Origin of the sequence: Burkholderia lata (assembly GCF_902499025.1) — a bacterium.
GTDB lineage: Bacteria > Pseudomonadota > Gammaproteobacteria > Burkholderiales > Burkholderiaceae > Burkholderia > Burkholderia lata_C.
On record NZ_CABVPW010000001.1, the window covers coordinates 264,497 to 288,216 of the forward strand.

The following is a 23,720-nucleotide window of genomic DNA, read 5'->3' on the forward strand; positions in this document are numbered from 1 at the left end:
GGGCGCGCCGCAGGTCGTGCGACGCGCCCCCGCCTGCTGCGGAATTACGACTTCTTCGGTACGGTCACGCCGTACGTGCAGCTCTGGTTGTACGCATTGCCGATCGCGGTGAGCTGCGCGTTGCTGTAGCCCAGCGCGGAGGCGGCCGTCAGCACGGCCTGCGCGGCGGCCTTCTGGTTGGTCGAGCTGTTGGTCATCGACAACCCCTTCAGGAACGCCTTGTCCATCGCCTGCGCACCGATCGCGTCGCGCGCGACGAGGTTGCACGAGGCCCAGTACTGGCCGGCCGTATGGATCTCCGCGCCGCGCGCCTGCGCATAGGTGCGCCCGACGTTCCAGTTGGTCACGCGGCCGCCCCAGAACTCGTTGTGGCCGTCCCAGTTGTAGACCCAGTGGTACTGCGCATCCGACGGGCTCCACTGGTTGAAGTCGCGGCTGTACGCGGCGGCGAGATAGTCGCCGGTGCCTTCCGACAACCCTTCCTGCTGCGACAGGCCGCCGTTCGTCACCCAGTCGTGGATGCCGTGGCCGAGCTCGTGGATCACGACGTCCGCATCCTCCGCATCATCGACGCCGCCTTGCCCGAAGGTCAGCCGGCCGCTGCTCGACGAGTACGACGAGTTGTCGTCGCCCGATTCGCCGTGCGGGTCGTACTGCACGCCGCCCGTGTACTGGTACGGCAGTGCCTTGATGCCGAGCGTCTGGTTCACGTAACGCAGGAACGTGTCGATGTGGTAGTACGCGTTCACGGCCTCGAAGTACAGGTTGCCGCGCGTGAACTCGAACGCGGGCGTCGACTGCACGGGGCACGCGTTGTCGAGCGGCGCATCGAAATCGACGCATACCGCATACGGCCCCGACAGCGAATAACGCCCGCCCGACTGCGCGAGATCCTTCAACGTCACGCGCACGCGTGCGGCGGTGAGCTGCGACGAATCGGCGTCGTTGTTGTCCTTGTAGCCCGTGCTGCCGTAGCTGCTCTTGGTCGACGACAGCGGGTCGGGCCGGAACACGAAGCCCGTGCCGTCGGTCGCGTAGAACGCCTTGTCCTCGGCGCGCAGCACTTCGCCGCTGCCCGAGTCGATCAGCAGTTCCCAGTCGCCTTTCGGGCCGTCGTTCGGGCGGCCGCGCACTTTCCACGCGGTATGCGTGCCGGTCTTGTCGACGAAGGCGACGAGCTGCGCATCCAGGTTCGTGAAGCCGCTCACGCCGAGATACGCGCGAGCGCGGTCGAGCGCCTGCTGCTGGTCGACGGCCTGCGACTTGCGCGACGTCGCGACCACGCCGTTGATCGTGTTGCTCGCGACGTACAGGATGCGGCCGTCCTTCGCGACCGTCACCGCGATATCGCTGCCGTACACGGGCAATCCGGCCGCCTGCTGCTGCAGGCGCACGACGGTGAAGTCGGCATCGCTGCGCTCCGACGTGACGACGAGGCTCGCGAGTGCGGTTGCGTCGAGCCCGAGCTGCGCGGCCTGCGATGCGACGAAGTCGCGCGCGGTGGCGGCGGGCGTCGTGGCGGTTTTCTTCGCGCGATACGCGGGGTTGTAGAGCGTGACGGCGACGCCGTCCGCGCGGAACTGCCCGGCGGCCGTATCGGCCTTGGCGGCCGCCGGTGCGACGCCGCGCGTCAGGCTTTCGCGCAGGCTCGTTGCTTGCGGATTCGACACTTTCGTATCGGCCGCGGTGCCGCCGACGATGCCGAAACCGAGCGCGAGACCCAGGGCGAGCGGCAGTGCTTTGCGTGATGTCTGCATACGTGATCCTCATCTCAACGGTTGGATACGCCCGCGCGTTCGTGGCGCGCAGGCACGACACGGCCCGCGCGCCGGCTCGATGGAGCCGGTGCGGCGAAGCGGTGTTGGGGGTGTCGACTGACTAAGGAGCCCTAAATGTCAGGTCGAAAAGAAACAGGCGGGCGAAGAGAGAGACGCGGGGGACGCGCGTGAAGGGATGCGAACGGCAGGCAGGTGCGGCGACGGCGAATCGAGCATCGTCATGTCATACCCCTCGGATCGAATCGATTTCGGTTGGCAGCCCGCGTGGCGCGACGCGCGTCGGGATGAAGCATGCGAGTCGTTAGGCTGCCTATCTAACTTTTTTTGGTATGTTACAGAATATTTTCAACGACATTCCAATTTATTTTCGATGACCGCTTCGGTCCGTCGATCAATCGCCGGAATTGTTCAGCGAGCGGCGGGAATCGCTGCCGGAACGCGCAATTCCGCGCCGGATTGTGCTTGAAACCGGCGACGATCAGCGCGTCGCGCGCCGGTCGTTGCGCGGGCTCAACCCGAATCGCGCGCGATACGTGCGCGAGAAATGCGACGGCGATTCGAATCCGCACGCGACGCAGACCGACGTGATGCTCATGTCGGTCTGCTGCAGCAGTTCGCGTGCGCGATCGAGGCGCAGGTTCAGGTAGAAATGCGTCGGCGTGTCGTTCAGCGTCGCGCTGAACAGCCGTTCGAGCTGGCGCCGCGTGATCGACACCTCCTGCGCGAGCGCATCGGAGCCGAGCGGGTTTTCCATGTGCCGCTGCATCGTGCCGATCACCTGGATCAGCTTGCGGTTGTGCACGCCGTAGCGCGCGGCGATCTCGAGCCGCTGGCTGTCGGAGCGCTGCCGGATCCGGCTCACGACGAACTGCTCGGAGATCGCCGCCGCGAGATCGGCGCCGTGCCGCCGCCCGATCAGGTCGAGCATCATGTCGATCGATGCGGTGCCGCCCGCGCACGTGATGCGCCGGTCATCGATCTCGAACAGCTCCTGCGTCGCGTTCAGGGCGGGGTAACGCTCGCGGAACGCGGCCAGCGCTTCCCAGTGCAGCGTGAGCGGCTGCGATGCGTCGAACAGCCCGGCCTCCGCGAGCACGAAGCTGCCGGTATCGATGCCGCCGAGCGTTGCACCGTGACGGTGCTGGCGGCGAAGCCAGTCGCCGATCGCGCGCGTGTAGCACACGAGCGGATCGAAGCCCGCGACGACGAACACCGTATCGACCTTGTCGACCTCCGCGCACGCGGCTTCGGCGGCAACCGGAATGCCGTTGCTCGCGGCGACCGGCGCGCCGTCGGCGCTGATCACGTGCCAGCGATAGAGCTCGGTGCGAAAGCGGTTCGCGACGCGCAGCGGCTCGACCGCGGACATGAAGCCGAGTGCGGAGAAGCCGGGCAGCAGCAGGAAGTGGAAATCCTCGGGCATCGGGGCAGGGGATGGAATCCGGTGGTCGTCGCGCATCGTGCGGGGCGGCGAGCGGACGGACATGCGCCGCGGCCGGCTCGCGCGCGCCGAACGGTCAGCGGGAGATTATCGCGGGTTTTGCGCGGCTTCAGCGCGTTTTTGCGCCGCGCACGGCCCGGCGCGCGGTGGTCGACGGCAACTCGCCGAACTGCGCCTTGTACGCGTTCGCGAAATGCCCGAGATGGATGAAGCCCCAGCGCGCGGCCGCGTCGCTGATCGGCAGGTCGGCCTGCCGCGTATCGAGCAGCATCCGCCGCACTTGCGACAGGCGCAGCGAGCGCACGTAATTCAACGGGCTGGTCTGCACGACCGACTGGAAGCTGTTCTGCATCGTGCGCCGGCTCACGCGCAACTGCGTGCACAGGCTCAGCACGTCGACCGGTGCTTCGGGATGGTTGATCACGTAGTCGTGCACGCGGCGCACGATGTCGGCGCGACACGCGTGCGTGAGACGGTTCGACGGTTCGGGCATCCGGTACGTGAGGAGATCGACGAGCACGTTGCCGATCTCGCCGCGCAGTTCGCGTTGCGCGCGTGCATCGAGGTAGGTATCGGGTGCCGACAGCACGCGCTCGAGTTGCGTGGCGACCTGCACGCTCGCGCGCATCAGCACGGCGGTCGGCATGTCGACGACGCCGCGCCGCAACGTGGCTTCGTCGAGGTGCACATCGGCTGCATCCTCGACTTGCTGCATCAGTTCGCCATCGGCGACGACGCCGATCAGCGACATGTCGTCGGGCGAATGCAGCTCGAACGGCGCACCGCCGCGCGCCATCACCATCGTGCCGCGCTCGATGCGCGCGCCGCCGAATGCGAACGTACCCGAGCCGGTGAGCGGCATGCCGAATACCGTGTGGTCGTGCGGCAATCGTCCGCGCTGGATGATGCGCACGTTGGCGGCTTCCTGGAACAGCTGCATGCCGTCCAGCACCGCATGCTTGACCGCGCTGCGATACGCGCCGGAGCCGATCTGGTCGTAGCGCTGGTTCCAGCCGCGCAGCGCCTCGGCGTGCCGGTCCGCGTTGTCGAACCTCTCGTGAAACACGAACACAGCGCCTCCAGGTGCGTCGATCAGGACCGCGCAAGATTAAACCGACCGCACGGTCGGCGCAATAAGGGGGAGCGCTATTCCGCGCGCATGGGTCAGAGGGTCGGAAGCCTCCGGCCGACGCGGCTTTCAGGCGGTTTTCCAATATCCCGAATCGGCACGCACGCGGTGCCGGTCCGGGTGCTGACCGGATTTATTGTCGAACTACAGTCGCCCCACATAACGTGAATCCCCAACTGGAGGCGACATGAGGACAAGGCGACGAACCGCGGCGCTCGCGGCGACGCTGGCGTTCGCGGCGGCATGGGTCGGCAGCGCGAACGCGACGGAACAGCCGGAGGAACTGGTCGTGCAGAAGATGCCGCCATGGCATCCGCACGAGGTCTATATCGTCGACATCTCGATGCCGTCGATGACCGACGGGCGCATCTACGTGTACGACGCCGATGCGAAGAAGCTGCTGGGCCAGATCGACGGCGGCTTTGGCCCCGGCTTCGCGATTTCGCCCGACCACAAGACGAGCTTCGTCGCGACGACCTACTTCTCGCGCGGCTCGCACGGCACGCGCACCGACGTCGTCGAGATGACCGACAACACGACGCTCGATCACGCGGGCGAGATCATGATTCCGGCGAAGCACGCGCAGCATGTGCCGTCGCCGTACAACACCGCGTTCAGCGCGGACGGCAAGCGGCTGTACGTCGCGAACATCACGCCGGCCGCATCGGTGACGGTGATCGATGCCGTGTCGAAGAAGGTGCTGTCGGAGATCGACACGGCGGCCTGCGTGCTCGCGTATCCGTCGGGCAACGACCGCTTCACCGCGCTGTGCGAAAGCGGCAAGGCGCTGACCGTCACGCTCGATGCGAACGGCAAGGAAACGAAGCGCGCGATGTCGGATGCGTTCATCGACGTCGACAAGGATCCGGCGTTCGTGAACGCATCGCGCTACAAGGGCGACTATCTGTTCACGACGTACGGCGGCAACGTGCGCAGCGCGGATTTCAGCGGCGACAAGCCCGCGTTCGGCACACCGTGGCCGCTACTGACGGACGCCGAGCGCGCCGAGGGCTGGCGCCCGGGCGGCATGCAGCAGACGGCCGTGCAGGGCAGGCAAAACCGCTACTACGTGCTGATGCACAAGGGCGGCGACGGCTCGCACAAGGATCCCGGTACGCAGGTGTGGGTATACGACCTGAAGTCGAAGCAGCGTGTCGCGCGCTGGGATCTCGCGCAGCAGAAGGTCGACCCGCTCGTGTCGATTCAGGTCAGCGAGGACGACAAGCCGCTGTTCTACGGGCTGACGGCGACGTCCGACCTCGTCGTGATGGACGCGCGCACCGGCAAGCTGCAGCACGTCGAGAAGCAGATCGGCAATACGTCGTCGCTGCTCGTCAACCCGTGAGGCCGCGATGACGCTCGATCCCGTACTTGCCACCAGCGCGCAGGCCGGCGCTGCCGTCGTCGTGCTGCTCGGCGCCTTCGCGAAGATGCGCCGCCCCGCCGCGTTCAGCCAGGCGCTCGCCGGCTACCGGCTGCTGCCCGATGCGCTGACCGCCCCCGTCGCGTTTGCGATTCCGCTTGCGGAAGCCGTCGGCGCCGCGGCGCTGCTGTTTCCCGATACGCGCACGGCCGGCGCGATCGGACTGATCGCGTTGCTCTTGGCCTTCGCCGCGGCGATTGCGATCAATCTCCTGCGCGGCCACACCGATATCGACTGCGGCTGTTCCGGTTTCGCGACGGCGCGCGCAGATGCGCCGCGCGGCATCGGCTGGCTGCATGTCGGGCGCGCGCTGCTGCTCGCCGCGCTGGCCGCGACCGCGCTCGTCGAGCCGGGCGCACGCGCGGTCGTGTGGCTCGACTACCTGACGCTGTTCTTCTCCGTGCTGCTGATCGTCTGCGCACTGCTCACCGTCGACGTGCTGCTCGCCAACGTACCGCGCCTTTCCCACCTGAGGAATTCATGATGCAAACCGCTCTCACCGTTTCCACCGCCCTGCTGTGGGTGGCCGTCCTCGCGCTCGGCGCGATCTGCCTCGCGCTCGTGCGCCAGATCGGCATCCTGTACGAACGCATCATGCCGGCCGGTGCATTGATGATCGACAAGGGGCCGGCGGTCGGCGCGATCGCGCCGACGTTCGAACTGACCGACATTCGCGGCTCGCAGGTGAAGGTCGGCGGCTTCGATGCGTCGGGCAAGGCGACGTTGCTGTTCTTCCTGTCGCCGACGTGCCCCGTCTGCAAGAAGCTGCTCCCGCTGCTGCCGTCGCTGCAGGCGAGCGAATCGACGCCGGTGAACATCGTGCTCGCGAGCGACGGCGATATCGACGAACACACGCGCTTCGCGCGCAAGCACGATCTCGGGCGCTTCCCGTACGTGCTGTCGCAGGAACTCGGCCTCGCGTACCAGATCGGCAAGCTGCCGTATGCGGTGCTGCTCGACGAAACCGGCACGGTGCGTGCGAAGGGGCTCGTCAACACGCGCGAGCATCTCGAGAGCCTGTTCGAAGCGAAGGAGCGCGGCGTCGCATCGCTGCAGCAGTTCGTGCACGGCGATCACAGCCACGACCACGACGCGCACGCGCAGCACGCATGACCGGCCGACCCTCTTTCAACGTCAAGGGAGAACAACGACATGGGCCTGTTTGATTCATGGTTCGAGCGGTCGGCGCGCGGCGTCGCGCAGCACAGTTCGCGGCGCAGTGCGATGGCGAAGCTCGGCAAGGTACTGGTGGGATCGGCGATGCTGCCGCTGCTGCCCGTCGATCGCACCGCGTATGCGGCCGATGCGGCATCGGGCGCGTCGGCGGCGTCCGGTGGTGCCGCATCGGGTGCAAGCGACGATCCGATGAGCTGCGACTACTGGAAGTACTGCGCGATCGACGGCTGGCTGTGCAGTTGCTGCGGCGGTACGTCGAGCAGTTGCCCGCCGGGCACGACGCCTTCGCCGATCACGTGGATCGGCACGTGCCGCAATCCGCACGACGGTTCGGACTACATCGTGTCGTACAACGATTGCTGCGGCAAGACGTCGTGCGGCAAGTGCTTCTGCAACCGCAACGAGCGCGAGAAGCCGCTGTACAAGCTGTCGTTGAACAACGACATCAACTGGTGCATGGCCAACGGTAATTCGAACTATCACTGTTCGGTTTCGGTTCTGCTGGGAGCGGCAAAGCAATGACAGGGAAGCAAGCTGGAAAGATCGCCGTCGCATGCATGACGGCCATGACAGCCTTCGCATTGGCGGGCGCGGCCGGCGCGCAGGAAGCCGTGCATTACCCGGCCGGCAAGAGCGTGTTCGACGCGCAGTGCGCGGTGTGCCACCAGGCGGGCGGCAAGGGGCAGGACGGCCTCGCGCCGCCGCTGACCGAGTATCCGGGCAAGTACGCGACGGCCGAGGCGGGGCGCGCACAACTGGTCGCGACGCTGCTGCACGGGATGTTCGGCGAGATCACGGTGCGCGACAAGCGCTACAACTTCAAGATGCCGTCGTTTGCGAGTGCGAGCGATGACGACATCGCGCACGTGATCAACTACGTCGTGTTCGATCTCAACGCGCAGCACGGCGATGCGAAGCCGTTCACGGCAGCCGATATCCGCGCGGCGCGCGCGAAGGCGATGGACGGCACGGCCGTTCATGCGCAACGCGAAGCCGTCGTCAACGGGCTCGGCCTGTGACGCTCGCCCGCGCATCCCGTGTTGGCGACGCCGCACCGCGCACGCGGTGCGCGGTGTCGTCGCGGCTCGGCAGCGTGTCGCGCCGCCTGTCGTCGTTGCTGATGCTGGCCGGGGCGGTCGTCGGTTTGACCGCGGCACCCTCGCATGCCGACGGCGCCGCCGATGCGGCGCTTGCGCGGCAGCACTGGGTGCTCAACTGCATGGGCTGCCACACGGCGACGGGCGGCGGTATCCCCGGCAAGGTACCGCCGCTTGCCAACTCGCTCGGCTATTTCACGCATTTGCCGGCTGGGCGCGAGTACGTGATGCGCGTGCCCGGCGCGTCGAACTCGGCACTGTCGGACCAGGATCTGGCCGACGTGCTCAACTGGGTACTCACGACCATGAACCACGACGCGCTGCCGCGCGACTTCAAGCCTTATACGGCCGCCGAAGTCGCCGCGCACCGCCGTCCCGCCTTTTCCGATGTCGCGACCGTGCGCGCCGGCCTCGTTCGCGCGTTGCAGGCCCGCGGGATCGACGGCGTCGCGGATCGCTACTGACCGACCCATTCAGGAACTCTAGGAGGATCGAAGATGGAGACGAACGACAATTTCCCGCTGCTCGACGCCACGCGTGCGTTTCTCGCGAAACCGAAGAAGATGCTGATCGGCGCCGAGTGGAGCGATGCGGCGTCGGGCCGCCAGCTCGACGTCGTGAATCCGGCCGACGGCACCGTGCTCGCACGTGTGCCCGAAGCGGACGAGCATGACGTGCAGCAGGCCATCGCAGCCGCGCGGCACGCATTCGACGCGGGGCCGTGGCGCACCGCGAAGACCACCGACCGCGAGCGTCTGCTGCTCGCGCTTGCCGACCTGATCGACGCGAATGCGCGCGAGCTGGCCGAGATCGAGTCGCTCGACAATGGCAAGCCCGTGATGGTCGCGCAGGGGCTCGATGTCGCGATGGCCGCGCAGTGTTTCCGCTACATGGCCGGCTGGGCGACGAAGATCGAAGGCAGCGTGATCGACGCAGGCATGCCGTATATGCCGGACAGCGAGATCTTCACCTATACGCGCAAGGAACCGGTCGGCGTGGTCGGCGCGATCATTCCGTGGAATTTCCCGCTGCTGATGGCCGCGTGGAAGCTCGCGCCCGCGCTGGCCACGGGCTGCACCTTGGTGTTGAAACCCGCGGAAGATACGCCGCTCAGCGCGTTGCGCCTCGGCGAGCTGATTCAGGCGGCCGGCTTTCCCGATGGCGTCGTCAATATCGTCACCGGCTACGGTCACACGGCCGGCGCCGCGCTGTCACACGATCCGCGCATCGACAAGATCGCGTTCACGGGTTCGACGCAAACGGGCAAGACGATCGGCCACGCGGCGCTCGACAACATGACGCGGATGTCGCTCGAACTCGGCGGCAAGTCGCCGGTGATCGTGCTGTCCGACGCCGATCCCGACAAGGCCGCACTGGGCGTGGCGAACGCGATCTTCTTCAACCAGGGGCAGGTGTGCACGGCCGGGTCGCGCGCGTACATCCATGCAAAGGTGTTCGACGACGTGATCGAGCGCGTCGCGAAGATCGCCGCGAGCCTGAAGATCGGCCCGGGGATGGACCCGTCGACGCAGATCGGCCCGCTCGTCTCGGCGAAGCAGCGCCAGCGCGTGTGCGGCTATATCGACTCGGGCTTCGGCGAGGGCGCCCGCGCCGCCGCGGGCGGCCGCGCGATCGACGGCCCCGGCTTCTTCGTCGAACCGACCGTGCTGGTCGATACGACGCAGGCGATGCGTGTCGTGCGCGAGGAGATCTTCGGGCCGGTGCTCGTCGCGATGCCGTTCGACGACGTCGAGACGGCCGTGCAACTCGCCAACGACACGCCGTACGGTCTCGGCGCGAGCATCTGGTCGAACGATCTTTCCGCGATTCACAAGCTGATCCCGCGGATCGCGGCCGGCACGGTTTGGGTCAACTGCCACTCGCTGCTCGACAACGCGATGCCGTTCGGCGGGATGAAGCAGTCGGGGTTCGGTCGCGAACTCGGTCGCGCGGTGATCGACCAGTACACGGAAAGCAAGTCGGTGATGATGAACTACGCATGAGCGTAGCGGCGGGTGCGTGCGTGGCCGGCGGTTCGGCAACGCACACGCATCCGGCAGCGATCCGCGACGGCGTCACGCACGAACCAGCACCACCCCGAGAATGAGGCACGCCGCGCCGGCCATGCGGATCGGGCTGGCCGAATGCTGCTGGATGCCGAGCAGGCCGAAGTGGTCGAACACGAGCGCGCCGGTCATCTGCCCGACGACGATCAGCGCCAACGTCGTCGCGGCGCCCAGTCGCGGCACCATCAGGATCGCGATGCCGACGAACACCGCGCCGAAGAATCCGCCGGTCCAGCTGAACCACGACCCGGCGCCGGTGACGGTGCCGCTCAAGCGCGGATGCGGGGACAGGAGCGCGACCGCGAGCATCGCGGCCAGGCCGACGACGTAGCTGACCGACCCGGCCCACCACGGCGAGCCGAGTTGCGCGCGGAGATTGGCGTTGAGCACCTGTTGCAATGCGACGCTGACGCCGGCGGCAACGACCAGCAGATAGGACAGGAGAGTAGTCACGACGAGGGAGGCTCCGGCGAGGTGGCCGTGACGGCGGTGCCGGCACGGAAGACTTCCATTCTGGGAAGCGCGACGGTATAACGCAAATATCAAATCGGGCGCTTATCCATCTCTTTTCGGCATGCCATCCCTGAGGCAGATCCAGTATTTCCTGACCGTGGCCGATCTCGGCGGCTTCACGCCGGCCGCGAGCGCGCTCCACGTCGCGCAGTCGGCGCTCAGCCGGCAGATCGGCCAACTCGAAGACGAGCTGGGGTTCCTGCTGTTCGACCGCGAGCCGAGAGGTGTGCGGCTCACGCCGGCCGGCGCGATCTATCGCGATCGCGTGGCGTCGATTCCGGCGACCCTGACCGCCGCGGCCGAGGAGGGGGCGCAGTTGTCGCGCGGCGAAGCGGGCGTATTGCGGCTGCTGCATTCCAGCACCGTTCCCGTCGGAAGCCTGATGCCGGTGCTCGAGCGCTTCATGAGCGCGTGTCCGGGCGCGCGGATCGATCTCGATCGTGCCTCGTCCGAGGATCAGATCCTGGAGATCGCGAACGGCAACGCCGATATCGGGATCGTTCGTCTGCCGGTGCTGCGCCGCGATCCGCGCGTGCGCTTCGTCGAGCTCGCGGCCGAGCGCTTGTGCGTGGCGGTGCCGGCCGATCATCCGCTGGCGGGCCGCAAGCGCACGGCGCTCTCGCGGCTGCGGCACGAGCCGTTCGTGTCGGCCGTGTATCGGGAGCGGGGCGGCTTGGCGCGCGTCGTGATCGATCTTTGCCTGAAGCGGGGCTTCGTGCCCGCTACCGCCCGGATCGTGTCACCGAAGACGTCGATGCTGAATCTCGTCGCGGCCGGGCATGGCGTCGCGATCGTGCCGGAACGGATGGCGAGTCTCGGGATCGACGGGGTCGCCTTCGTGCCGATCTCGGATGAAGACGCAAAGTCGGTGTGCGCGCTGGTGTTGCCGGTCGAGCCGACGGTACTGGCGGGCTCGTTCGTGCGCGTGGTCGGAGCGGGAAGCGCCCGGGAAGATGTTTGACCGGCGACGCGCGAATCATCCCGCCGGATAAAAAAAACGCCAACCCCGAAGGGTTGGCGTTTCGCCTGGAAATGACCGGTATCAGAACTGGTTCATCGTGTTGTCCTTGCCTGCCGCCTTCAGCGCTGCGTCGCCGCTGAAGTATTCCTTGTGATCGTCACCGATGTCCGAGCCGGACATGTTCTGGTGCTTCACGCAGGCGATACCCTGGCGGATTTCCTTGCGCTGCACGCCGGCCACGTAGCCCAGCATGCCCTGGTCGCCGAAGTATTCCTTGGCCAGGTTGTCGGTCGACAGTGCAGCCGTGTGGTACGTCGGCAGCGTGATCAGGTGATGGAAGATGCCGGCTTCACGCGATGCGTCGGCCTGGAACGTGCGGATCTTCTCGTCGGCCAGCTTGGCCAGTTCCGTCTCGTCGTATTCCACGCTCATCAGCTGCGCACGGTCGTAGGCCGACACGTCCTTGCCCTCGGCCTTCAGCGCGTCGTATGCCTGCTGACGGAAGTTCAGCGTCCAGTTGAACGACGGGCTGTTGTTGTACACCAGCTTCGCGTTCGGGATCACCTTGCGGATCTCGCTGACCATGCCGCCGATCTGTGCGATATGCGGTTTTTCGGTTTCGATCCACAGCAGGTCGGCGCCGTTCTGCAGCGACGTGATGCAGTCGAGCACGCAACGTGCTTCGCCCGAGCCGGCGCGGAACTGGAACAGGTTGCTCGGCAGGCGCTTCGGACGCAGCAGCTTGCCGTCGCGCTTGATGACGACGTCACCGTTGCCCAGCTGGTCGGCCGACAGTTCTTCGCAGTCGAGGAACGCGTTGTACTGGTCGCCCAGGTCGCCCGGCGTGCTGGTCACGGCGATCTGCTTGGTCAGGCCGGCGCCCAGCGAGTCGGTACGGGCGACGATGATGCCGTCGTCCACGCCCAGTTCCAGGAACGCGTAGCGGATCGCGCGGATCTTCGCGAGGAAGTCCTCGTGCGGCACGGTGACCTTGCCGTCCTGGTGGCCGCACTGCTTCTCGTCGGACACCTGGTTTTCGATCTGGATACAGCAGGCGCCTGCTTCGATGAACTGCTTGGCCAGCAGGTACGTGGCTTCCGCGTTGCCGAAACCGGCGTCGATGTCGGCGATGATCGGCACGACGTGCGTGACGTGGTTGTCGATCTTGTCCTGGATCGCGGCCTTCGCAGCGGCGTCCTTGGCGGCGTCGAGTTCGCGGAACAGGCCGCCGAGCTCACGGGCGTCGGCCTGGCGCAGGAACGTGTAGAGCTCGCGGATCAGCGCGCTGACCGAGGTCTTTTCGTGCATCGACTGGTCCGGCAGCGGGCCGAACTCGGAACGCAGCGCAGCGACCATCCAGCCCGACAGGTACAGGTAGCGGCGTTCGGTGCTGTTGAAGTGCTTCTTGATGGAGATCATCTTCTGCTGGCCGATGAAGCCGTGCCAGCAACCCAGCGACTGCGTGTACTTGGCCGGGTCGGCGTCGTAGGCGGCCATGTCGGCACGCATGATCTTCGCGGTGTACTTGGCGATGTCCAGGCCCGTCTTGAACTTGTTCTGGGCACGCATGCGGGCGGCGTACTCGGGGCTGATCGCATTCCACGCGCTGCCGTGGTTTTCTTTCAAACCGGCAACTGCCTTGATGTCGTCTTGATACTGGGCCATGTCAATCTCCTGGGAGCAAAGCGCGTTTGAGTAACTGGTTGAGCGTGCCCGCTACGTCTGTCGAAGCGAACTGCATGGGATAAATAGTAACGCCGCCCATCGAGCTTTTGGCGATGTCTTATATAAGACATAAGACATTATTTTTTGTTGTTTTTCAAAGAGTTGCGTCGTCATTTTTGCGATGTAAAACATGTTTTCAAGCGACGAAAAGGCGGTGGCACGGGAATTCGGCGTGGATTCCGCAATACGAAACGCACTTTCGGCTGCTGGAGGCCGGGCCAGCTTCACACGTGCCCGTGACACCCGTTCGTCGGGGCGGCGCGAACACGCCGGGCCCGGCGCCGCGCCGACACTTCGTTTCGTCCCGGCAGAATCGAAAGCGTCGCGCCGCATGTGGACAAACGAAATCAATCGGAAATGTGCATGAAAACCCCGCCCATCAAGCCTTTCAAGAAACCTAGTGGTTTCCACTCATAGTCGCAAATAGTCAAGAACAGGTCGCCGCCGGTCTTCTCGCGGCCAATATGGCTCGTTACTTTTACTCCCACGATGCAGGCCGGGCACACCCCGCGCACCGGCTGCCGCGAGTCCAACCGGGAGGAAACGAACCATGAAGTCGACGAAGATCGCCGCGCTTGCCGCGGCCGTGCTGGCGACCGGCGCGTTCACGCATGCGGCGCTGGCCGAAACCGATGCCGCGACCTGCCGCACCGTGCGTTTCGCGGATATCGGCTGGACCGACATCACGTCGACCACGGCGCTCGCGTCGACCGTGTTCGAGGCGCTCGGCTACAAGCCGACCACGACGATCGCGTCGGTGCCGATCTCGTTCGCCGGCCTGAAGAGCAAGCAGCTCGACGTGTCGCTCGGCTACTGGTGGCCCGTGCAGCAGAAGCAGCTCCAGCCGTTTCTCGACAATAAGTCGATCAACGTCGTCGAACCGCCGAACCTGTCGGGCGCGAAGGCGACGCTCGCGGTGCCGAGCTACGAATACCAGGCCGGCCTGAAGACCTTCGAGGACATCGCGAAGCACCGCGCGGAACTCGACGGCAAGATCTACGGGATCGAGCCGGGCAGCAGCGCGAACGCGACGATCCAGAAGATGATCGACACGAACCAGTACGGGCTCGGCGGCTTCAAGCTGGTCGAATCGAGCGAGGCCGGGATGCTGGTGACGGTCGAGCGCGCGATCCGCGACAAGAAGTGGGTCGTCTTCCTCGGCTGGGAACCGCACCCGATGAACATCCAGCTCAGCATGAACTATCTCTCCGGCGGCGATGCATCGTTCGGGCCGAACTACGGCGAAGCGCGCGTGTACACGCTCACGGCGCCCGACTTCATTTCCCGCTGCCCGAACGCGGGCAAGCTCGTCACGAACCTGCGCTTCTCGACGCAGCTCGAGAACCAGCTGATGCAGTCGGTGATGAACAAGACGAAGCCGGCCGATGCCGCGAAGGCGTACCTGAAGAAGAACCCGCAGGTGCTCGATCCGTGGCTCGCGGGCGTCAAGACGTTCGACGGCAAGGACGGGCTGCCGGCCGTGAAGGCGTATCTCGGCCTGTGACGGCTTGCGCGCCGCACGCGGCGCGCCCCGACGACACATCCGCATTGCGACACAACCCGATTCAAGCGAGGCAACCAGCATGAACCACGAAGTCATCATCACCTGCGCCGTCACCGGTGCGGGCGATACGGTCGGCAAGCATCCGGCGATTCCGGTCACGCCGAAGGAGATCGCGGCCGCCGCGATCGAGGCCGCGAAGGCCGGCGCGACGGTGGCGCACTGCCACGTGCGCGATCCGCAGACGGGGCGCGGCAGCCGCGACCCGAACCTGTACCGCGAAGTGGTCGACCGCATCCGCTCGGCCGACGTCGACGTGATCATCAACCTGACGGCAGGCATGGGCGGCGATCTCGAGATCGGTCCGGGCGAAGACCCGATGCGTTTCGGCAAGGGCACCGACCTGGTCGGCGGCCTCACACGCCTCGCGCACGTCGAGGATCTGCTGCCCGAGATCTGCACGCTCGACTGCGGCACGCTGAATTTCGGTGACGGCGATTACATCTATGTGTCGACGCCCGCGCAGTTGCGCGCCGGCGCGCAGCGCATCCAGGAGCTCGGCGTGAAGCCGGAGCTGGAGATCTTCGACACGGGCCACCTGTGGTTCGCGAAGCAGCTGCTGAAGGAAGGGCTGCTCGACGATCCGCCGCTGTTCCAGCTGTGCCTCGGCATTCCGTGGGGCGCACCGGCCGACACGGGCACGATGAAGGCGATGGTCGACAACCTGCCGCCGGGCGCGCACTGGGCCGGCTTCGGGATCGGCCGCATGCAGATGCCGATGGTCGCGCAGGCGATGCTGCTCGGCGGCCACGTGCGGGTCGGCCTCGAAGACAACATCTGGCTCGATCGCGGCGTGCACGCGACCAACGGCACGCTCGTCGAGCGCGCGCGAGAGATCGTCGAACGGCTCGGTGGCCGCGTGCTGACGCCGGCCGAAGGCCGCCGCAAGCTCGGCTTGCCCGCACGCGGCGAGCGCCCGCTCGAACGCCGTGCGATCGCCGAGTTCGCGTGAGCGGTTGCGCCGACTGATTGACCTGACGCGGCGGCACGCACAGGCGCGGCCGCCCACCGATTTCCCCTGATTTGAAGGATGCGTTGACATGGCTGTGAAGACCGACATCAAGACGTTCGCCGCCATCGGCACCGGCGTGATCGGCAGCGGATGGATTTCCCGCGCACTCGCGCACGGTCTCGACGTGGTCGTCTGGGACCCGGCGCCGGGCGCGGAAGAGCGGCTGCGCGCGAACGTCGCGAACGCGTGGCCCGCGCTCGAACGCGTCGGCCTGGCGCCGGGCGCCGATCCCGCGCGGCTGCGTTTCGTCTCGACGATCGAAGCGTGCGTCGCCGAGGCGGATTTCATCCAGGAAAGCGCGCCCGAGCGCGAGGCGCTGAAGCTCGAGCTGCACGAGCAGATCAGCCGCGCGGCGAAGCCCGACGCGATCATCGCGTCGTCGACGTCGGGGCTGCTGCCGACGGATTTCTACGCACGGGCGACGCATCCGGAGCGCTGCGTGGTCGGCCATCCGTTCAATCCCGTCTATCTGCTGCCGCTCGTCGAGGTGCTCGGCGGCGCGCGCACGTCGCCGGAAGCGGTCGAAGGCGCGATGGAGATCTATCGCAAGCTCGGCATGCGGCCGCTGCACGTGCGCAAGGAAGTGCCGGGCTTCATCGCCGATCGGCTGCTCGAAGCGTTGTGGCGCGAAGCGCTGCACCTCGTCAACGAAGGCGTCGCGACGACCGGCGAGATCGACGATGCGATCCGCTTCGGTGCGGGCATCCGCTGGTCGTTCATGGGCACGTTCCTGACCTACACGCTCGCGGGCGGCGACGCGGGCATGCGACACTTCATGCAGCAGTTCGGCCCCGCGCTCGAACTGCCGTGGACGAAGCTGGTCGCGCCCACGCTGACCGATGCGCTGATCGACAGCGTCGTCGAAGGCACGACCGAACAGCAGGGCACGCGCAGCATCAAGGCGCTCGAGCGCTATCGCGACGAGTGCATCACCGAGGTGCTGAAGTCGATCGCCGCGGTGAAGGCGCGGCACGGGATGCGATTCGAAGACTGAGGACGAGTGACGATGACGGGCGATACCCCGCTGACGACTTACCGCGACGTGGTGCGGCCCGAATGGGTCGACTACAACGGCCACCTGCGCGATGCGTTCTACCTGCTGATCTTCAGCTTCGCGACCGATGCGCTGCTGGATCGCATCGGTCTCGACGACGCCGCGCGTCGCGAGCGGGGCCGCTCGGTCTACACGCTCGAAGCGCACGTGAACTACCTGCACGAGATCAAGGAGGGCACGCAGGTGCGCGTCGATGCGCGTGTGCTCGCGCACGACGCGAAGCGGCTGCATCTGTATCTCGAACTGTTCGCGGACGGGCACGACGATGCGGTATCGGCGAGCGAGCAGATGCTGCTGCACGTCGATACGCGCGACGGCGCAAAATCTGCGCCGTTCGACGACGACGTGGCCGCACGCGTGGCCGAGCTGCATGCGTTGCAGCGCGATTGCGCGGCGCCCGCGTATGCGGGCCGCGTGATCGGGCTGCCGCCGCGCCGATAGCCGGCGCGAACCTTCAACCGCGGAGCGCACACGATGCTCGAACAGGAAATCGCGACGTTCGTTGCGGCCGTCGACGCGTGGTATCCGGCCGACGCGGCGGCGCGCTCGCCCGACGAGCAGCGCCGTCTGTACGACCGCTTCGCGGCCGAATGGACGCCGGCCGCGCTGCCGGCCGGCATCGTGCAGCAGGACGCCGTCTGGCAGGCGCCCGACGGTCGCGCGATCGCGCTGCGGCGCTACACGTCCGCGCATGGCACGCCGCGCGGCACGGTGCTGTTCTTTCATGGCGGCGGCTTCGTCGTCGGCTCGCTCGACAGTCATGCGCTGATCACCGCGCAACTGGCAGCCGATACGGGGCTCGACGTGATCGCGGTCGATTACCGGCTGGCGCCCGAGCATTGCGCGCCGGCCGCACTTGAAGATTGCCTGGCGGTCACGCGCGCTGCCCGCGATGCGCGCTGGTCGTTCGGGCCGTGCGTGCAGCCGCTGACGCTCGCGGGCGACAGCGCGGGCGGCATGCTCGCGGCAGCCGTGGCCACTGCGCTGCGCGATGCGGGCGAAGGCGGTGTCGACGGGATCGCGCTCGTCTATCCGATGCTCGGATTCGAACCGCAATCGCCCGCGCGCGAAACGGAAGCGCACGCGCCGATGCTGACGCTCGACGATGTCCATCGTTATCGCGCGCTGTATTGGGAAGGCGGTTTGTCCGACGCGCTGGGAGACGGCAACCCGCTGCTGCGCGCGTCGGTACCGCTCGCGGCGGCGCGTTTCGACGGCCTGCCGCCCGTGCTCGCGATCGGCGCTGAACACGATCCGCTGCGCGACGACGCGCGCGTGTACGTCGAACGGATTCGCGCGGCCGGCGGTGCCGCGCACTACTGGATGGGAGAGGGGCTGGTGCACGGCTGCTGGCGCGCGCTCGGAACGAGCCCGCAGGCGGCGCGGCTGCACCGGACGGTCGGCGGGTTTCTGCTCGCACCACACGCGTAGCGGGCGTTTCCGGGAGGCAACGATGCAGGCAGCGCAACACCGTATCGAGGACTGGCGGACGTTTTCGGCCGACGCGGCCATTGCGGCGGCGACGATTGGCGAGGGCGCGGTGGACGTCGAGTGGAGTGACACGCGACGATCGCCGTTTCATTTCGACTGGCTGCGCGACAACTGCGGGTGTTCCGCGTGCGTGCATGCCGTCACACGTGAACAGGTGTTCGAGATCGCCGACGCGCGCGAGGATCTCTCCGCGCTCACGGTGCACGTCGAAACCGATGGCGCGTTGCATGTCGAGTGGAACGACGGGCACCGCAGCGCGTGGTCGCCGGGCTGGTTGCGCGCGCATGCGTACGACGACGCGTCGCGCGCGGAGCGCCAGGCCGCGCACGGGCGGCACGTGTGGGCCGGCGACGATGCGACGGCCATCGGCGTGTTCGCGTGGCGCGACGTGATGAACGACGACGGTGCATTGCTCGCGTGGCTCGCCGCGTTGCAACGCACGGGGCTGACGCTCGTCGAAGGCGTGCCGGCCGAGCGTGGCCGCGTCGACGAGATCGCGCGCCGCATCGGCCTGATTCGCGAAAGTAATTTCGGCGTGCTGTTCGACGTCGAATCGAAGCCGCGCCCGGACAGCAATGCGTATACGTCGCTGAACCTGCCGCCGCATACCGACCTGCCGACCCGCGAGTTGCAGCCGGGCGTGCAGTTCCTGCATTGCCTCGCGAACGACGCGACCGGTGGCGACAGCGTGTTCCTCGACGGCTTCGCGCTGGCGGATGCGCTGCGGCGCGAGCATCCGGCCGATTTTGAACAGCTCGCGTCGACGCCGTTCGAGTTCTGGAACAAGAGTGCGAACAGCGATTACCGCTGCTCGGCGCCGGTGATCGGGCTCGACGCGCGCGGCAACGTCACCGAGGTGCGCGTCGCGAACTTCCTGCGCGGGCCGCTCGATGCGCCGGCCGGCTCGGTCGCGGCCGTCTATCGCGCGTACCGGCGGTTCCTTGCGCTCGCGCGCGAGCCGCGCTTTCGCGTGCAGCGCCGGCTGCGGGCGGGCGACATGTGGGCGTTCGACAACCGCCGCGTGATGCATGCGCGCACCGAGTTCGATCCGTCTACCGGACGCCGCCACCTGCAGGGCTGCTATGTCGATCGCGACGAACTGCTGTCGCGGTGGCGGGTGCTGTCGCGTTCGGCGCCTGCCGCGGCCGCGCCGCGCTGACGGGCGTGCGCGGCTTCATCCTGCTTGCACGCCTCCTTCGGAAATGAAAAAGCGCCCGGACGCCAGGCGCCCGGGCGAAGCCACCCGTTGCCGGGCGGCGGAGGTATGCGTTTCATAAAAAAGACGAGCCCCGCAAGGGGGCTCGTCCGGATATTGCTTCATCGCGCGACGCGCGGCGCCCGCCGAGGGCGCATCGGCTTACTGGCCGAAGAAGACCGAGTCGCGAGCGTTCGACGACGTTGCAACCGGGGCGCCCGAGTGGACGGCCGGAGCCGGTTGTGCGCCGTAGCCGCTGGTGTCGGCACCATGAACACGCGCTTCGGCGCTCTGGATGTCGTTCGGGTAGTACGGGCTCGACAGGCCCGGCTTGTAGCCGGCTTGTTCGAGCTGAACCAGTTCGTTGCGCACTTGAGCGCGGGTCACGGTGCTTTGGGCAAATGCGCCAAACGAAGCGGACAGGGCGGCAGCGGCAACGACTGCGGAAACGAGCGATTTCATGATGACCTCCGGTGTTTTATTGAGTTCGCTCTCGACACCATGTCTTAAGCGATTGATCAAATCTTAGTCATCGGAAGGTTCAGGGTAAACGCTGATTTTGACGATAGATTGTTTCCTGAGTGGTAACAGTAGTGCGAAGAATCATGCTTTCAACCGGCTTTCTTTTCGACTCGTGCAACAAGTCTGAAGAATGTTGCGGAGCGCGGTGCGCGGTTCAGCGCGCCTCGGCCGCGGTGTCGAACGGCCGGCCCGGCGAGCGGCCGGCCGGTGCGCCCGTGCTGAGGAAGCGCACGCCCGTCGCGGCTTCCGAGGCTTCCCACAGCAGCGCAGCCGAGGCCACGTCGCGCGCTGCGCGCGGCACGCTCGCGGGCGCCGGCAGCCCGCGCGACTCGAACCAGCCGGACGGCCCGAGGTAGGCGCCGCCGGCGAGATCGGGCGCGGTTGCCGCATGAATCGCGGGCAGCGCGCCCTGGTCGGCCGGCTGCGCGAGATAACGGTTCGCGGCGCGCATCAGCGCGGCACGGGCGGGCGAGCTGTCCATCGTCGGGCCCGCGAACTGCAGGTTGGTGGCCGCGTAGCCGGGGTGGGCGGCCACGCTGATCCCGGCGAACGCCGCGCGCTCGAACCGGCGCTGCAGTTCGATCGCGAACACGAGGTTCGCGAGCTTGCTGTCGCAATAGGCGAGATAACGGTTGTAGCGGTGCTCGGCGCGCAGGTCGTCGACGCGGATCCGGCCGCCGCGGTTGAAGCCGCTCGACATCGTCACGACACGCGCCCGGCGCGCGGCGCGCAGCGCGGGCAGCAGATGGCCGGTGAGCGCGAAATGGCCGAGGTGGTTGGTGCCGAACTGCATCTCGAAGCCGTCGTGCGTATGACGCAGCGGCAGGAACATCACGCCGGCGTTGTTGCAGAGGATGTCGACGCGGCCATGGCGTTCGGCCACATCGGCCGCGAAGCGTGCGATCGACGCGAGATCGGCGAGGTCGAGCGCGTCGACTTCGACGCGGGCACCGGGGTGGAGCCGGCGGATCGCGTCGGCCGCCTGCGCGGCGCGGGCGGCATCGCGGCATCCCATCACGACCGTCGCACCTTTCGCGGCCAGCGTTTCCGTCAGCTGCCAGCCGAGCCCGCTGTTGGCGCCGGTCACGACCGCGACCTTGCCGCCTTGCGCCGGGACGTGGCGCGCGCTCCATGCATGCATGTCTGCCTCCATCGGCGCGACCGGACGGCCGCGGCACGTAATCATTACATTGAGTGGTGTAACGATAGTGCGCGCAGGCGTGGCAGACAAGCGGGGGAATTAGACCGGCGCTTCTAGGGCCGGCACATCGTGTGGCGCCGCGTGCCGTGACGCGCGGCCGGCAGGATTTACCTGCCGCCGGCCAGCGCGAGCACTTCGGCGGCGGAGATCATCGCGGCTGCGTTCGCGGGTGCCGGGCGTTCGGCCGGGCGGAAGACTTCGTCGCCGCGGTGGATGACCTGGCGCGACAGCGCGCAGGTGCCGGTGCGTTGCGCGAAGCGGCGGCGCCAGCGCTGTTCACCGTAGTGACAGCGGCCGGGTTCGACCCAGCGGACGACGAGCAGCGTATCGGAACGTTCGAGGATTTCGACGTGAACGTCGGCGGGATCGAGCGGAGGCAGGGATTTGGAGGCCTTCATTTGCCGTTTCCTAAAGCTCGTGCGGTTCGGTCATGGCAGTGGATGTCACTACCCGATCGCGAATCCGTAGCGGTTTCCATGAGTGGTGCGCTAAATGTAAGCGTCTGTGACCGGAAAAAACATCCTGTCTGGCTCAAATTACCTTTTGCCGATTTAGAAACAATCCACGCTTATTTTCTTGGAAACCACAGACAAAAACGCCCCGGACGCGAAGTCCGGGGCGGGAAATCGGCCTGCGCGCCGTGTCTGCTCGCCCAGTCACGGAGCCCATCGCCGGGGGACGGAGGTGCCCGCAGGGATCGAACGCGGGCGGGGTGGCGATGGACCGGATGCGCAGTCCGGTACGTCATGATGGCGCGCGCATCCCGTTGAGACCCTGACGTGAACATGACTTTTTTGTCAGTTTCGCTTTGTGCCGCGTTGAGCGAGTCCGAAAACCGGTTCGGTGGACGTGTGAGCCGTGCGTCCGTTGACAGTTTTGTAATCAATCATAATAATGAGAATTATTATCATTTTGGGCGTGATGCTCGCTCATCCCGTAGCAATGTGACCCGCTCGCCCCGCGACTCTTCCCACTCTCCGCTGATCGCTGCGTTCATCAAGCACTACGAGGAACTCGTCAATCACGTCCGGCATCGCTTCGGCGATCGCGCATTCGCGTGCGACGTCGTCCAGGATGTCGGCGTGCAACTCCTTCAGCGGCCACCGGGTGAACCGGTCCATACGCCGCTGGCCTTTCTGCGTCATCTGTCGATTCATCGGGCCATCGACCGATGGAGAGGGGACGAATTGCACGCGAGCCGCATGGAGCCGACCGGGGGCGACGTTCCCGACTTGCGGTCGGACGATATCGACGGCGAGCACGCACTGAGCTACCGGCAGACGGTGCAGGAACTCGAGCGAGCCATCGACGCGCTGCCCGCGCGCTGTCGCGAGGTGTTCATCCTCCACAAATTGCACGACCTGTCGCAGGAAGAAGTGGCGGCGCAGTTGCACATATCCCGTAACATGGTCGCCAAACACATGGCCCGCGCGATGACGGACCTCACCCCGATCCTGCAGAACACCCTGCACACCAAGACGGCAAATGCCGATGCTGCCTGAGTCCCCCCGTAGTCACGATTCGACGCCTCCCCAAGACGACTCGCTCGATGCTTTCAAGGACGCGTTGCGCGCGCGTTATCCGCTCGACGCGGTGGTGCGCGGTGTGGCGCGGCGGCGAACCGTCCGGCGTGTCGTCGGCGGATCGATGCTGAGTGTCGCGGCTGCGCTGATGGTCTGGCATGCCGATCCCGCGTACCGGGTCGACACGCTTGCGACGGCAGTGGGCGAGCACCGCGAGTGGCCGCTCGCCGACGGTAGCAGGCTCGTGCTGAATACCGGATCGTCGGCACGCGTCGAGTGGCACGTGCGCTCGCGACGCATGCTGGTCGAACAGGGCGAGGCATCGATCGAGATCGCGCACTCGCCGCTCCGGCCATTCGTCACGCGCGCCGGTGACGTGACGATCCACGATATCGGGACGAGCTTCACGGTGCGCCGCGATGCGCAGGACGTCCGGGTCGGCGTCGTGTCGGGGGCCGTGGAAGTCGCCGTGCCACAGCGCCCGGCGGTGATGCTCCATCCCGAACAATCCGTCGTCGTGAAAGGCGATCGAATCGGCGCGCTTCAGCCGTTCGATCCGGCCGCCACGTTGAGCTGGCGCGAAGGGCGGCTCGTCTTCGACGGGACACCGTTGAGCGTGGCGATCGCGGAAATTCGCCGCTACCGGCGCGCTCCGGTCGAGCTCGACCCGCGCGCCGCCAACCTGCGCTTGTCCGGGCAATTCAATACCGACAACGTCGACACACTGCTGGACATGTTGCCCGGTGTGCTGCCGCTCAACGTGAAGCGGGACGCGGACGGCGCGGTGACCATCGCGCATCGCTGAATCGCCGCTCGAAAATATTTCCATCCGCACGTCAACAAACCTGTCGG

Annotated in this window: 24 protein-coding genes; 16 read left to right on the forward strand and 8 right to left on the reverse strand. The window is 66.7% G+C overall.

Features of this window, described 5'->3' with window-relative positions; genetic code table 11:
• Positions 1-44 precede the first annotated feature (44 nt).
• The 3 genes from BDI24065_RS01110 to BDI24065_RS01120 all read right to left on the reverse strand — a co-directional run bounded on the left by BDI24065_RS01110 (position 45) and on the right by BDI24065_RS01120 (position 4,291).
• Positions 45-1,757, reverse strand: coding sequence for a M36 family metallopeptidase (locus BDI24065_RS01110; protein WP_175029619.1), 1,713 nt, complete (start codon positions 1,755-1,757; stop codon positions 45-47).
• Between the two features lie 499 nt (positions 1,758-2,256).
• Complete coding sequence (locus tag BDI24065_RS01115; protein WP_175029711.1) at positions 2,257-3,201, reverse strand: GlxA family transcriptional regulator; 945 nt, start codon at positions 3,199-3,201, stop codon at positions 2,257-2,259.
• Positions 3,202-3,328: 127 nt separating this feature from the next.
• Positions 3,329-4,291 carry a helix-turn-helix domain-containing protein gene (locus BDI24065_RS01120; RefSeq protein WP_175029620.1) on the reverse strand — a complete coding sequence of 321 codons (963 nt, stop codon included), beginning with the start codon at positions 4,289-4,291 and terminating at the stop codon, positions 3,329-3,331.
• A 244-nt stretch (positions 4,292-4,535) separates the two neighbouring features.
• On the opposite strand from BDI24065_RS01120, the gene BDI24065_RS01125 reads away from it, so the two are divergent.
• From BDI24065_RS01125 to BDI24065_RS01155, 7 genes are all read left to right on the forward strand, one after another.
• Positions 4,536-5,693 carry an amine dehydrogenase large subunit gene (locus BDI24065_RS01125; protein WP_175029621.1) on the forward strand — a complete coding sequence of 386 codons (1,158 nt, stop codon included), beginning with the start codon at positions 4,536-4,538 and terminating at the stop codon, positions 5,691-5,693.
• 7 nt (positions 5,694-5,700) lie between these two features.
• On the forward strand, positions 5,701-6,255 hold the full coding sequence (locus BDI24065_RS01130) for a MauE/DoxX family redox-associated membrane protein (protein WP_175029622.1): 555 nt from the start codon (positions 5,701-5,703) through the stop codon (positions 6,253-6,255).
• Entirely contained in the window at positions 6,252-6,884 is a 633-nt protein-coding gene (gene mauD, locus BDI24065_RS01135) for a methylamine dehydrogenase accessory protein MauD (RefSeq protein WP_175029623.1), read from the forward strand. The genes BDI24065_RS01130 and mauD overlap by 4 nt, the downstream gene beginning before the upstream one ends.
• 39 nt (positions 6,885-6,923) lie before the next feature.
• Complete coding sequence (locus tag BDI24065_RS01140; protein ID WP_011354212.1) at positions 6,924-7,469, forward strand: methylamine dehydrogenase light chain; 546 nt, start codon at positions 6,924-6,926, stop codon at positions 7,467-7,469.
• The gene (locus tag BDI24065_RS01145) at positions 7,466-7,966 is read left to right on the forward strand and encodes a c-type cytochrome (protein WP_175029624.1); all 501 of its coding nucleotides are present in this window, start codon (positions 7,466-7,468) and stop codon (positions 7,964-7,966) included. Before BDI24065_RS01140 ends, BDI24065_RS01145 begins: the two co-directional genes overlap by 4 nt.
• 101 nt (positions 7,967-8,067) lie before the next feature.
• Positions 8,068-8,508 (forward strand): c-type cytochrome, encoded by a 441-nt coding sequence (locus tag BDI24065_RS01150; RefSeq protein WP_254609647.1) that lies wholly within the window; start codon positions 8,068-8,070, stop codon positions 8,506-8,508.
• Positions 8,509-8,541: 33 nt separating this feature from the next.
• Positions 8,542-10,047 (forward strand): aldehyde dehydrogenase family protein, encoded by a 1,506-nt coding sequence (locus BDI24065_RS01155; RefSeq protein ID WP_175029625.1) that lies wholly within the window; start codon positions 8,542-8,544, stop codon positions 10,045-10,047.
• A gap of 72 nt (positions 10,048-10,119) precedes the next feature.
• Here BDI24065_RS01155 and BDI24065_RS01160 read toward each other — a convergent pair whose 3' ends face one another.
• Positions 10,120-10,563 (reverse strand): DMT family transporter, encoded by a 444-nt coding sequence (locus BDI24065_RS01160; RefSeq protein ID WP_175029626.1) that lies wholly within the window; start codon positions 10,561-10,563, stop codon positions 10,120-10,122.
• 121 nt (positions 10,564-10,684) lie between these two features.
• On the opposite strand from BDI24065_RS01160, the gene BDI24065_RS01165 reads away from it, so the two are divergent.
• Positions 10,685-11,584, forward strand: coding sequence for a LysR family transcriptional regulator (locus BDI24065_RS01165; RefSeq protein ID WP_175029627.1), 900 nt, complete (start codon positions 10,685-10,687; stop codon positions 11,582-11,584).
• An 81-nt stretch (positions 11,585-11,665) separates the two neighbouring features.
• Here the strand turns inward: BDI24065_RS01165 and BDI24065_RS01170 are convergent, their stop codons facing one another.
• Entirely contained in the window at positions 11,666-13,249 is a 1,584-nt protein-coding gene (locus BDI24065_RS01170; RefSeq protein WP_175029628.1) for an isocitrate lyase, read from the reverse strand.
• 610 nt (positions 13,250-13,859) lie between these two features.
• Between BDI24065_RS01170 and BDI24065_RS01175 the strand changes: the two genes are divergently transcribed.
• The 6 genes from BDI24065_RS01175 to BDI24065_RS01200 all read left to right on the forward strand — a co-directional run bounded on the left by BDI24065_RS01175 (position 13,860) and on the right by BDI24065_RS01200 (position 19,586).
• A complete protein-coding gene (locus BDI24065_RS01175; protein WP_175029629.1) occupies positions 13,860-14,813 on the forward strand; it encodes a choline ABC transporter substrate-binding protein in 954 nt (317 codons plus the stop codon).
• A 79-nt stretch (positions 14,814-14,892) separates the two neighbouring features.
• Positions 14,893-15,822, forward strand: a complete 930-nt coding sequence (locus tag BDI24065_RS01180; RefSeq protein WP_175029630.1) for a 3-keto-5-aminohexanoate cleavage protein — start codon at positions 14,893-14,895, stop codon at positions 15,820-15,822.
• Positions 15,823-15,910: 88 nt separating this feature from the next.
• Complete coding sequence (locus tag BDI24065_RS01185) at positions 15,911-16,876, forward strand: L-carnitine dehydrogenase (protein ID WP_175029631.1); 966 nt, start codon at positions 15,911-15,913, stop codon at positions 16,874-16,876.
• Positions 16,877-16,888: 12 nt separating this feature from the next.
• Entirely contained in the window at positions 16,889-17,377 is a 489-nt protein-coding gene (locus BDI24065_RS01190; RefSeq protein ID WP_175029632.1) for a thioesterase family protein, read from the forward strand.
• A 33-nt stretch (positions 17,378-17,410) separates the two neighbouring features.
• Positions 17,411-18,367: an alpha/beta hydrolase gene (locus tag BDI24065_RS01195; RefSeq protein ID WP_175029633.1), complete on the forward strand. Its 957-nt coding sequence runs from the start codon at positions 17,411-17,413 to the stop codon at positions 18,365-18,367.
• Between the two features lie 22 nt (positions 18,368-18,389).
• Positions 18,390-19,586 (forward strand): TauD/TfdA family dioxygenase, encoded by a 1,197-nt coding sequence (locus BDI24065_RS01200; RefSeq protein ID WP_175029634.1) that lies wholly within the window; start codon positions 18,390-18,392, stop codon positions 19,584-19,586.
• Between the two features lie 198 nt (positions 19,587-19,784).
• On the opposite strand, the gene BDI24065_RS01205 is transcribed toward BDI24065_RS01200, so the two are convergent.
• The 3 genes from BDI24065_RS01205 to BDI24065_RS01215 form a co-directional block, all read right to left on the reverse strand.
• Positions 19,785-20,084: a DUF4148 domain-containing protein gene (locus BDI24065_RS01205; protein ID WP_175029635.1), complete on the reverse strand. Its 300-nt coding sequence runs from the start codon at positions 20,082-20,084 to the stop codon at positions 19,785-19,787.
• A gap of 214 nt (positions 20,085-20,298) precedes the next feature.
• On the reverse strand, positions 20,299-21,285 hold the full coding sequence (locus tag BDI24065_RS01210; RefSeq protein WP_175029636.1) for an oxidoreductase: 987 nt from the start codon (positions 21,283-21,285) through the stop codon (positions 20,299-20,301).
• 167 nt (positions 21,286-21,452) lie between these two features.
• Positions 21,453-21,743: a DUF3331 domain-containing protein gene (locus BDI24065_RS01215; protein ID WP_175003173.1), complete on the reverse strand. Its 291-nt coding sequence runs from the start codon at positions 21,741-21,743 to the stop codon at positions 21,453-21,455.
• Positions 21,744-22,130: 387 nt separating this feature from the next.
• Here BDI24065_RS01215 and BDI24065_RS01220 point away from each other — a divergent pair, with 387 nt between their 5' ends.
• Together BDI24065_RS01220 and BDI24065_RS01225 are read left to right on the forward strand one after the other, a co-directional pair.
• Entirely contained in the window at positions 22,131-22,847 is a 717-nt protein-coding gene (locus BDI24065_RS01220; RefSeq protein ID WP_175029713.1) for an RNA polymerase sigma factor, read from the forward strand.
• Positions 22,831-23,673: a FecR family protein gene (locus BDI24065_RS01225; protein ID WP_175029637.1), complete on the forward strand. Its 843-nt coding sequence runs from the start codon at positions 22,831-22,833 to the stop codon at positions 23,671-23,673. Before BDI24065_RS01220 ends, BDI24065_RS01225 begins: the two co-directional genes overlap by 17 nt.
• Positions 23,674-23,720: the final 47 nt, after the last annotated feature.